This is a genomic window from Acetobacter tropicalis (genome assembly GCF_001580915.1).
GTDB lineage: Bacteria > Pseudomonadota > Alphaproteobacteria > Acetobacterales > Acetobacteraceae > Acetobacter > Acetobacter tropicalis.
Window position 1 is genome coordinate 1 of record NZ_LHZQ01000146.1, and the last position, 10,393, is coordinate 10,393.

A 10,393-nucleotide genomic window follows, 5' to 3' on the forward strand; every position below is an offset into this window, starting at 1 on the left:
GTCATACGCTCCCCCAGACCATCCGGGGCGAGGCGCACTATATGTGATATCGGAACACCAGACCTGGTCAGGCCGATTGATGACCAGATCCCGTAGCAGATATGGATATTTCCGATGCTCCGGATGGGGCACGGTCGTGCGCGGCTTCTGGTAGATCGCCCGCAGGCCCATGATCGCCATGAGCCGCCGGACCCGCTTGCGGCCCACTTCATGTCCCTGGCGGTGCAGATGCCATGTCATCTGCCGTGAGCCATAATACGGCGTTTCCAGGAACTGGGCGTCGATCAGCCGCATCAGCTCCAGATTGGCTTCGCTCTGTGGCACAGGCCGATAGTAGACGCCCGACCGGTTGAGTTGCAGTAGCGTGCATTGCCGGATTATCGGCAGGCATGCTCTCTTCGGGTCAATCATCTGCCGCCTCTGATCACGCCCAACCGAGCAGAGGCATCCCGCAAAAAATCCCGTTCCACCAGCAACTGGCCGATCTTGGCGTGCTGTTTCTCTACATCAGCAGGGCTGACTGAAGGTTCCGTTACTAACTTACCAGAAAAAAGGCTTGCCATGCCTTCGATCGCCTGGCGCTTCCATTGGGCGATCATCGTCTGATGCACGCCATGTTTCGAAGCCAGTTCCGCCAGCGTCAGTTCCCCACGAATCGCCTCCAGCGCAACCCGTGACTTGAACTCTGCCGCATACCGTTTCCGCGTAACCTTGCCCATAAACCCGTCCTCGTTCAGGCCAGATGATAGCTTATCGCCCTGTCCGAAAAATGGGGACCACCTCTGGTAGACTATGGGATGAATATCTCAACGAAACACCGTTCACGTCTCGTGGGCATGCCTCAGAGAGGCTTATCATCCCATCAACTGCCCAACCATAAAAACTCAGGTCTTTCTTTTTAAGTGGTAATAAAAAGAGAGTGGAACACGTCACACTTTCAGCGATTAACTAATGATACGCCGTAACGTATTCTTATTGACCGCCAAACAATTCCTTATTTTTTATGTATTATGATTTTTTGAAAAACTTCTGAGACAGCAGTCGAAATAACAACACCTACACATATGACGCTAATGGTTTTTACATCTGCATGAAATCCACCCAAACTCAGCAACAATGTTGTTGCCGCAGCTGGAGGATGGTTTGCCTTGCAAAACCCTTGTCCTAAAACCGTAAGAGATATGGCCAGCACACTCGCGACCATGCGGTTCCAGGTGATGTGGTCAATGCTCATGGCAGGCGGTGCGGACAAAGCATCAAACACCCATAGAGAAAACACCGCAGCAATGATCCCAATTGCATGTCCAGCCAGTGTATTCCAAACTCTTGAGGCATCCTGTTGCGGAGTAACAATATGAATAAAAATAGTTGGCCCCAAACTGGGAAAAAGAAGTGGGTAATGAGTGAAATAAGCTAACGCACCCATGACCCCAGTGGAGACCAAAACAGCAAATGTTTTGAAAATTATTTCCGCAATCATGAAAACTCTCAGATTCTTTTAGCCAGAAAAATAGAACGCCTCGTTACACGGTCAGGAAGCTTTTTTCCCGGTGCAGTTCCCTCCATCGGGCCAACCCGTGCTGGATGCCTGCGCTGTTGTGCCGGAAAACAGGTCAAACCCTTTAATGCGCGCTTTAGCGGCAAGCATGGCAATATAGTTTTGTACACCCTGCTTCCAGCTGTTATCTTCAAGAAAAATCCGAATGCGCTGTTTTTCTTCTCTACTTAACTCTTCTACTTTTGCCTCAGCGGAAAACCGTTTCAGGAGTTGCACAACGTGCACGCCATATCGTGTTTCTATCAGGCCGTCATAGAATTCACCGTCCTGAACAGTTTGAAGAGCCCTTCTGAACTCTGGCAAAAGATCCTGCTCTTGCACAATGCCTAAATGTCCCCCTCTACCGGAGGATGGACATTCTGAATAACGTGCGGCCAGTTGCTCAAAATCTTTGGGAGTGCTCTTAAGGTAGTCTAGAAACTCCTGTGCCCTTTTCTGTGCTGTTTCCACTGAACCCGGCATAGATTTATCTGCATAAACAAGAATATGCCGCACATGCATGGCGGGGCCAGTGCTCATTTGCGCGATGTTAGATGCACTCCAGCGCTCAAGCTCCGCATCCGTGGGGGTTGGAACTTCAACCTCCCGCTCCAGCAGATCCTGAATGAGCGCTTCCTCGTCCAAACACTCCTCGCTCTCGGCATCTAATTTTTTCCGAGCCTCATCAAGCAATAATGTTTTTACCACCAAGGCCCGTGCCGCATCATGCCATTGTGCCTGAAGAGATGCTGCTTTGTGATACGGCATTTCTGCCTGAACATCGGCCAGTGAAATGGTCGTATCATTCACAAAAATGGCATGAGTGGTCTGGTCGGGTGAAATCATCATCTGGGGCACTCAGGTCTCATCGTTCGCAACATGGTGATTCTGACGCACAATCTGCCATCCAGGCCGGAAAACGTACCAGATTGGAGCAGAAATAACATGCACCAGACGGGTAAACGGCGTTAGCAGAAACAACGTCATGCCGGTTACCAGATGTAGCTTGTAAACCCACGGAATAGTGGCGAGCAGATTTGGCAGACCTGAACGGAATGTCAGAACACCCCGGCACCATTCTCCTAATATTTCCATTGTTTGTCCGTCTGAATGCATCATGGAGTGCGGCAAACCCAGAATGCCGAGCCAGAGCTGTGCATAGACAAACAGAAGAATAAACAGGTCTGTCGGCCGGCTAGTTGCCTTGATGCGCCTGTTAAACACACGGCGATAAATAAGCCCTGCGCCACCAATGGCGGCAAAAAAGGCAAACACACTTCCGGCACCAACAGCCAGCATCTGGTGGGCATGGGCACTCAGGCCCAGCATCTCTGTCAGTTGCGGGGGTGTCAGAAGCCCCGCAGCATGGCCCATCATCAATCCCAGCACACCAACGTGAAAGCTATTGCTGGCCCATTTCAGAGTTTTTCGTTCAAGAAATTCACTTGATTCAGTGCGCCACGAAAACTGACTTCTATCAAACCGTGCCCAACAGCCGATGGCGAATATCGACAGACAAAGATACGGATAGATCTGAAACAGAAAATACTCGACCCAACTCATGCTCTTGTCTCCACACGATCTCTGCCTGAATAATCAGAGCGCATTGCGCTGCATGCTGCAGGTGAGGATGCATGATCAAACGTCACAGGTTTTTCTTCATACCGCATATCAAGAGTTGCCGGGTCATCCATCACGGCTGTGTCTCTTAAATGCGCATGCACCACCTCTTCATCAGGAAGACGCTGGGAAGCTACCTGTAAAATTTGGAAAATGCCGGAATACACAGACTTTCTTTCCTGAAGCCTCCTGGAAAGCACGGCAAGAATATCAACTATTTCTGTCAGACGCTCCTGTGTTTTCTGAGGCTCACACAGAGAGGCATACTCTAGATAAGCCGGAAGAAAATCTGGCAACTCGTTTCCCTGCAAATCTAGGCCTGCTGAACGATATTCTTCCAACAGATCAACCATAGCCTGCCCGCGCATACGGGAATCCCCATGCACATGCTGGAAAAGGTAGAGCGATAAGGAGGGGGACATATCAAAAAGCTGCACATACTGGCTTTGCGCATCCAGTAGTGGTGTTTTTGCAAGAAAAATCCTGATTTCTTCGAAAGCTTTTTTCTGTTCTATAGAGAGATTGGAAAGCGAAATCAGCGTGCCCAATTCTACACTTTCCTGCTTTATAAGTTCATCAGGATACCGAAGAAAAATAGCGCTTAACTGACAGAGGAATGACAGAGACTGAGACATTGTTATCCCCCTTTCACCGTATAACGACGAATTTCCGGTCTTACACCCTGCTGCCCCCATAGGCTGAAGCGGCTTTTTCCGGAGGTTGTGCTCTGGTTAAAATGAAAACCCGCGATGCCGCGCTGATGGTAAGGATCTTCTGCATCTTCTTTATGCGCAGTTGGCACAACGAAGCGATCTTCATAATTCGCAATGGCCAGAAGACGGTACATGTCCTGAATTTGCTGCTCTGACAGCCCTGCCCCCTGCAAGAGAGAGGTGTCACGTACATTCTCAATCTGAAAACGACGCATATAGGCCCGGAGCGCCAGCAGCCGGTTAAGAGCCGCTTTGATGGACGCTTCATTCCCCGCAGTGAGCATATTAGCCAGATACTGGACGGGTATACGCAGGCTGTTGATATCTGGAATACCATTCAGGGTTTCCAGACTACCAGCAGAAGCTGCTTCCTGAATGGGCGACAAGGGCGGGATGTACCAAACCATAGGCAGGGTGCGGTATTCAGGATGGAGCGGAAAGGCGATTTTCCATTCCTTGATCATACGGTACACTGGCGAGCGTTGGGCCGCGTCAATCCATGCGTCAGGTATGCCGTCCCGACGTGCCTGCTCAACCACTGCCGGGTCGTGTGGGTCCAGAAAAAGGTCGAGCTGCTGCTCATATGCATCTTCAGGGTTTGTTGTAGCCGCAGCGGTTTCAATTTTGTCGGCATCATACAGCATGACGCCAAGATAGCGGATACGCCCCACACAGGTTTCAGAGCAGACGGTAGGCTGGCCACTTTCTATACGAGGGTAGCAGAACACACATTTTTCTGATTTTCCTGTGTGCCAATTGTAATAAATTTTCTTGTAAGGGCAACCGCTGACACACATGCGCCACCCACGACATTTTTCCTGATCAACCAGAACAATGCCGTCTTCTTCCCTTTTATAAATAGCACCTGATGGGCATGATGCAACACAAGTCGGGTTAAGGCAGTGTTCACACAGTCGCGGGAGAAACATCAGAAAGCTATTTTCGAACTTTCCATATATTTCTTTTTCTACATCACGGAAATTATAGTCTTTGGAACGATGTTTGAATTCTGTGCCCAGAGACTCTTCCCAGTTCGGGCCCCGTTCAATTTTATCCATGACCTGCCCGGTAATACGGGAATACGGCCGGACAGACGTAACAACCCGCTCGCTTTTTTCGTTCTGCAATGCAGCGTAATCAAAATCAAATGGTTCATAATAATCATCAAGCTGGGGCAGGTTTGGGTTTGCAAAAATTTTTGAAAGAATACGCCACTTTCCACCAATTTTAGGGCGGAGTGACTCTCCCTTTCCCAACTGCCAGCCGCCATGCCACAGTTCCTGATTTTCCCACTGCTGCGGAAAACCGACACCGGGTTTACTTTCGACATTGTTAAACCATGCGTATTCAACACCGTCACGGTTGGTCCAGACCTGTTTGCACGTCACACTGCATGTATGACACCCGATGCATTTATCGAGATTAAGAACCTTACCTATCTGTGCACGTATCTTCACGGTTACTTACCTATAATGCAGGGAAAAGCGGAAAAAGCACTCAAAATCATCTTCATCCCTGCCCTTTTTCGGTGGTGTCAAACCAGTTCACATCGTTCATTTTACGTAAGAAAATAAATTCATCACGATTAGACCCAACCGGCCCGTAATAATTGAATGACCATGAAAGATGTGCATACCCACCCACCATATGGGTGGGTTTCATGACAACACGCGTCACTGAATTATGAATACCGGCACGCTTGCCAGTAATTTCACTACCCGGCACATTGGCGGTGCGCTCGGCCGCATGGTACATAAACGCTGCACCAGACGGAATACGCTGGCTGACAACAGCACGCGCCACCAATGTTCCGTTACAGTTAAAAGCTTCTACCCAGTCATTATCGACAATCTTGAGCCGTGTTGCGTCGTCCTCACTAATCCAGACAACCGGGCCACCACGACCAAGTGTCAACATAATCAGGTTTTCAGCATAGGTGCTATGGATGCCCCACTTTTGATGAGGAGTCAGGAAATTTAGCGGGATAACCGGGTTTCCGTTATCATGCGCAGCCCCTAAGGCCTCGGGCGTTGAGTGTGTTTCAATAGGTGGCTTGTATGTGGCAAAAGTTTCCCCAAAGTCACGGAGCCAAGGGTGATCCTGATAAAACTGAAGCCGACCCGTTAATGTACGCCATGGCACATATTCGTGTACATTCAGCCAGTTAGCGGTGTAGGCTTCCTGCGTTGATGATACACCGCTCCATACCGGCGAGTTTATAACCTGCCTAGGCTGTGTAATGATATCTGCAAATGTAATCCGGTCACCCTCTCTTCCGCCCAGACGGTGAGAAAGGTCTCGTCCGGTTTTGTCTGAAAGAGACTTCCAGCTTCTGGCTGAAACTGCACCATTTGTTTCCGGTGCCAGCATAAGTACCGTCTCAACGGCATCGGTATCCTGAAAAAGAGAAGACCTCTCGGGATATTTCACTGAGACTGAGGGATGTGTCTGCTTAAGTTCCTGTATCTCTGCTGTTGTATCCCACTGTAACCCGTGGTCTGCGTTCCCCTTCTTTTCCAAACCCGGGCCTAACGTAATGTAGCGATCATAGACCTCATCATAACGTCTTGGCACAATAGCAATCTGGGGCATTGTCTTGCCCGGCACATCAGCTATCGGGTGCTCTGACCGCCAGATTTCGTCACCATAAGGCTGCGCCAGTTCGACTGGTGTGTCTTTTTGCAAGGGAGACAGAACAATATCTGTTTCGCTCTCCAACTGGCCTTTTGCCAACCGTTGGAACGTCTCAGCCAAACCACGGAAAATGCTCCAGTCCGTGCGGGCTTCCCATGCCGGGTCAACAGCAGCCTGTAGCGGATGAATAAACGTGTGCATGTCAGACGTATTCAGGTCTGATTTTTCATACCATGTTGCGGTTGGCAAAACGACATCGCTGAACATTGCTGTTGTGCTCATGCGGAAATCAATAGTTGTTAGAAGGTCTAGTTTTCCTTCTGGAGCCTTATCATGCCACTTTGCAAAATCGGGCCTCTGATCACTATCCTCGTTCATGACATTGTTAGGCGCGCCCAACAGGTGCTTCATGAAATATTCATGTCCTTTGCCGCTGGCACCTAGCAAGTTTGACCGCCAGACAAACATGTTACGCGGCCAGTTCTCCGGTGCATCGGGGTCTTCACAAGCAAGCTTGATGGAACCGGATACAAGAGCGTCCTTCACATATGTTGCAGGATCCCGCCCACTTTGAGCTGCTTTTTGACCGAGCTGTAACGGATTGACCGCAAGTTGTGGCGCACTTGGCAGCCAGCCGCGTCGTTCAGCCTGAATATTGCAGTCAAGCACGGTTTGAGGCCATTTTTCAGGCGACGCCAGAGGTGAAAGCTGCTCCCTTGGTGTTAACTGCTCATAACGCCACTGGTCTGTATGTGCATAGAAGAAGCTTGTGCCGTTCATTCGGCGTGGCGGGCCGCCCCAGTCCCCCGCAAACGCGACTGGCCCCCACCCTGCGGATGGGCGTAGCTTTTCCTGCCCGACATAATGCGCCCAGCCACCACCATTCTGACCGATGCACCCACACAGCATGAGCATGTTCAAAATAGCGCGGTACGTCATATCCATGTTATACCAATGGTTGAGGCCTGCCCCCAGAATAACCATGGAGCGCCCCTGAGTAGCCTCCGCATTCCGGGCAAAGCCGCGCGCTACGGCAATACACCTCTCACGCGGCACGCCTGTAATGGCTTCCTGCCACGCGGGCGTGCCAGGCACGTTACGGTCATAATCCGGCCACTCAGCAGGGTCCGCAGAAAGCCCGTAATGTGCAGTCATTAAATCAAAAACAGTGGCGCACTGGACACGCTCGCCTGTTTTCAGGGTTATGCTTCGGACCGGCACGGTGCGGGCATGGACTGGCTCCGCCGCATTCAAGCCAAAACGCCCGTCGCCACCAAAATACGGGAACAGTACTGAGGCCTTTTCTCCGCTCCCGACCAGAGAAAGAGACGGCGTTAAGGGCGCACCCGTTACCGCATCAAAGGGTTCAAGGTTCCATTTCCCCTCGTTTTCCCACCGGAAGCCCGCTGAACCACGCGGCATGGCGGGACATGCCTCTTCCCGATCCCACACCAGAGGCTTCCAGTCAGCTTCTGAGGTATGATACCGGTTATCCGCCAGATCCGCGGCACGGAGAAGCCTGCCGGGTTTCTGCCCTTCATCGCTGGGGTCCAACATCAACAGAAACGGGAGATCCGTGTACCGGGTGGCATAATCCTGAAAATAAGGAACCTGACGCTCCAGATAAAACTCGCGAAGCATGACATGCGCCATAGCCAGGGCCAGTGCAGAGTCTGTTCCCTGACGAGGATGAAGCCATAAATCTGCAAATTTAGCGACTTCTACATAGTCAGGAGCAATGACTACGCTTTTCGCACCCCGATACCGGGCTTCTGTATAAAAATGCGCATCGGGTGTGCGGGTCATGGAGACATTGGAGCCCCAGACCAGCAGATAGCCCGAATTATACCAGTCAAGGCTTTCTGGCACGTCTGTCTGGTCACCAAACGTCTGAGGGGACGCGGGAGGCAGATCACAATACCAGTCATAAAAAGACAGGCATGTTCCACCAAGAAGACTTAAATATCGTGTTCCGGCAGCGTAACTCAGCATGGACATGGCCGGAATGGGAGAAAACCCAACCAGCCTGTCAGGCCCCCATGTTTTGATCGTATGGATATTGGCCGCAGCGATCAGTTCGTTTGCCTCATCCCAAGGAACCCGAACAAAGCCCCCCAGCCCACGCTGCGCCTGATAACTCTGACGGGCGACCGGGTCGTTTTGGATGGCTGCCCAAGCCGAGACCGCATCCAGCGTCTTACGTTTTTCGCGCCACAACTCAACCAACCGTTTGCGCACCAGCGGGTAGCGAATACGGTTACTGCTATACAGATACCATGAGTAGCTTGCGCCACGCGGGCAGCCACGTGGTTCGTGGTTGGGCATATCTGGTCGCGTGCGCGGGTAGTCGGTCTGTTGTGTTTCCCACGTGACCAGACCACTTTTAACATAGATCTTCCAACTGCAACTGCCGGTGCAGTTCACGCCATGCGTTGACCGGACAATTTTCTCACTCTCCCACCGGGACCGATAGGTATCCTCCCATGCCCGGCTTTCATCTGTATTGACGCCATGGCCACCCGCAAACTTACCTTGATATTTTTTGAAAAAGAGAAGTCTGTCGATCAGTTGACTCATAACGAGAAAAATCCTAGGAAATCAATTTGTCATAACAATTCACGCTACTACGTTTTCCTTCCTAATGTCGCTATGACATATATCAACGGTAAAATTACAGCTAAGTAATTAAATTAATTTAAAATAGGAAAATTGTTATACTAATTTAATTCTAAGCGCGTGTAATTAAATAATAACTACAATAATTTATTTTTTGTTTACTTATTATAATAAACCTCATTGCTAATCCAAAAAACTTTGGTAATGTGTGAGTAAATAAAGTATTTTTGGAGATATAACGTAAAAAACTTCGAAGTCATGTAACATAAAATAATCCACGATAATATCTGGGCGGGAAATTACCCTAGTTTTTGTAGAGAGAAAGAAAGACCCGTGAGATAGGATGGATAAACTCGCTCTCGTGCAGGATCCATCGCGTCTAAGGAAAGCGTCTACGCAGTTTCCGTCTCATTTTCTAGAATAATCATCACTCGTGGATGGATAAGTGATTCGGTTGTTTTTCTGAACAACAGCTGCTGACGTCAAGATAGCTGGCTCTGCTTTTGCCATAGAAAAAATATGGTAAACGGTCAAGTGGTTGATCAAAAGATAATCGGTGATGATCCGCCTATGACACCGCCACCAGAGAACTTCCGCACACATTAGCGCAACCGTTGCCACTCGTCCTAATGCGATCAGCTTTTCAAGACCGCGATGAAAGTCGTCTCCTTGGGCGTAGTCAGCGTAATTATGAAAACTCTGCACCCGCCAGTAAGCATTGGTTTCAACAGGCACGGTTGCTGAACGCGGACGCCGTCCCCCCAGTTCAGGAATATGACTATAGCCAATTCCCTGCACACCGAGCTCGGAGACCAGACGCTCTCCATCATACTCCCGATTGCGTCTTGAGTAGGGAAAGGCCCTCACATCGGCAATCTGCGTCACACCATAGTGCTGCAGGAGAGCGATGAAATCAGCCAGAGGGTGCGTTGAATGACCAATAGTGTAAAAAGGATGCGGAGTGTTGATAACAATCTCCTCTTTCTGATCACGTCCGAAGGTATTATTTCTCATGAGTTCACAACATTTCAAAATCGGAGACACCGTGTCATGGAACTCGGAAGCTGGCTATGTCAGTGGTCGCATCACAGCCATTCACACTACTCCGTTTGATGTCAACGGATACCAGCATCATGCGACGACGCAGGAACCTCAATATGAGATCAGAAGCCTGAAAACAGGGCATATCGCCTTTCACAAAGGTTCGGCGTTGACCAGACTCACATAAGCTCTGCCTGTTGATTTTCACTGAGAACTGATGGTGTGGACGGCT

At 50.0% G+C, this 10,393-nt stretch carries 8 protein-coding genes and 1 pseudogene; 1 reads left to right on the forward strand and 8 read right to left on the reverse strand.

Features of this window, described 5'->3' with window-relative positions; all coding sequences use genetic code 11:
• The 8 genes and pseudogenes from AD944_RS16615 to AD944_RS02100 form a co-directional block, all read right to left on the reverse strand.
• Positions 1–719 (reverse strand): annotated as a pseudogene (locus AD944_RS16615) (IS3 family transposase); the annotation flags it as partial.
• A 275-nt stretch (positions 720–994) separates the two neighbouring features.
• Entirely contained in the window at positions 995–1,480 is a 486-nt protein-coding gene (locus AD944_RS02070) for an HPP family protein (RefSeq protein WP_052427261.1), read from the reverse strand.
• 51 nt (positions 1,481–1,531) lie between these two features.
• Positions 1,532–2,245 carry a peptidylprolyl isomerase gene (locus tag AD944_RS02075; protein WP_236709301.1) on the reverse strand — a complete coding sequence of 238 codons (714 nt, stop codon included), beginning with the start codon at positions 2,243–2,245 and terminating at the stop codon, positions 1,532–1,534.
• Between the two features lie 150 nt (positions 2,246–2,395).
• Complete coding sequence (narI, locus tag AD944_RS02080; RefSeq protein ID WP_045543290.1) at positions 2,396–3,100, reverse strand: respiratory nitrate reductase subunit gamma; 705 nt, start codon at positions 3,098–3,100, stop codon at positions 2,396–2,398.
• Positions 3,097–3,852, reverse strand: coding sequence for a nitrate reductase molybdenum cofactor assembly chaperone (narJ, locus tag AD944_RS02085; RefSeq protein ID WP_236709300.1), 756 nt, complete (start codon positions 3,850–3,852; stop codon positions 3,097–3,099). Before narJ ends, narI begins: the two co-directional genes overlap by 4 nt.
• Complete coding sequence (narH, locus tag AD944_RS02090) at positions 3,795–5,327, reverse strand: nitrate reductase subunit beta (protein ID WP_045543292.1); 1,533 nt, start codon at positions 5,325–5,327, stop codon at positions 3,795–3,797. The genes narJ and narH overlap by 58 nt, the downstream gene beginning before the upstream one ends.
• 52 nt (positions 5,328–5,379) lie before the next feature.
• Positions 5,380–9,081 (reverse strand): nitrate reductase subunit alpha, encoded by a 3,702-nt coding sequence (locus AD944_RS02095; RefSeq protein WP_045543293.1) that lies wholly within the window; start codon positions 9,079–9,081, stop codon positions 5,380–5,382.
• Positions 9,082–9,528: 447 nt separating this feature from the next.
• Positions 9,529–10,134 carry a DUF488 domain-containing protein gene (locus AD944_RS02100; protein WP_045543156.1) on the reverse strand — a complete coding sequence of 202 codons (606 nt, stop codon included), beginning with the start codon at positions 10,132–10,134 and terminating at the stop codon, positions 9,529–9,531.
• Between AD944_RS02100 and AD944_RS02105 the strand changes: the two genes are divergently transcribed.
• Positions 10,133–10,348: a hypervirulence associated TUDOR domain-containing protein gene (locus AD944_RS02105; RefSeq protein WP_045543155.1), complete on the forward strand. Its 216-nt coding sequence runs from the start codon at positions 10,133–10,135 to the stop codon at positions 10,346–10,348. The genes AD944_RS02100 and AD944_RS02105 overlap by 2 nt on opposite strands.
• The last annotated feature ends 45 nt before the right edge of the window (positions 10,349–10,393 follow it).

What these genes read in the sequence shown, in the direction of transcription:
- AD944_RS02070 (WP_052427261.1), bottom strand. Translation starts at nt 1,480, where the DNA reads ATGATTGCGGAAATAATTTTCAAAACATTTGCTGTTTTGGTCTCCACT.
- narI (WP_045543290.1), bottom strand. Translation starts at nt 3,100, where the DNA reads ATGAGTTGGGTCGAGTATTTTCTGTTTCAGATCTATCCGTATCTTTGT.
- narJ (WP_236709300.1), bottom strand. Translation starts at nt 3,852, where the DNA reads ATGGGGGCAGCAGGGTGTAAGACCGGAAATTCGTCGTTATACGGTGAA.
- AD944_RS02095 (WP_045543293.1), bottom strand. Translation starts at nt 9,081, where the DNA reads ATGAGTCAACTGATCGACAGACTTCTCTTTTTCAAAAAATATCAAGGT.
- AD944_RS02105 (WP_045543155.1), top strand. Translation starts at nt 10,133, where the DNA reads ATGAGTTCACAACATTTCAAAATCGGAGACACCGTGTCATGGAACTCG.
- AD944_RS02100 (WP_045543156.1), bottom strand. Translation starts at nt 10,134, where the DNA reads ATGAGAAATAATACCTTCGGACGTGATCAGAAAGAGGAGATTGTTATC.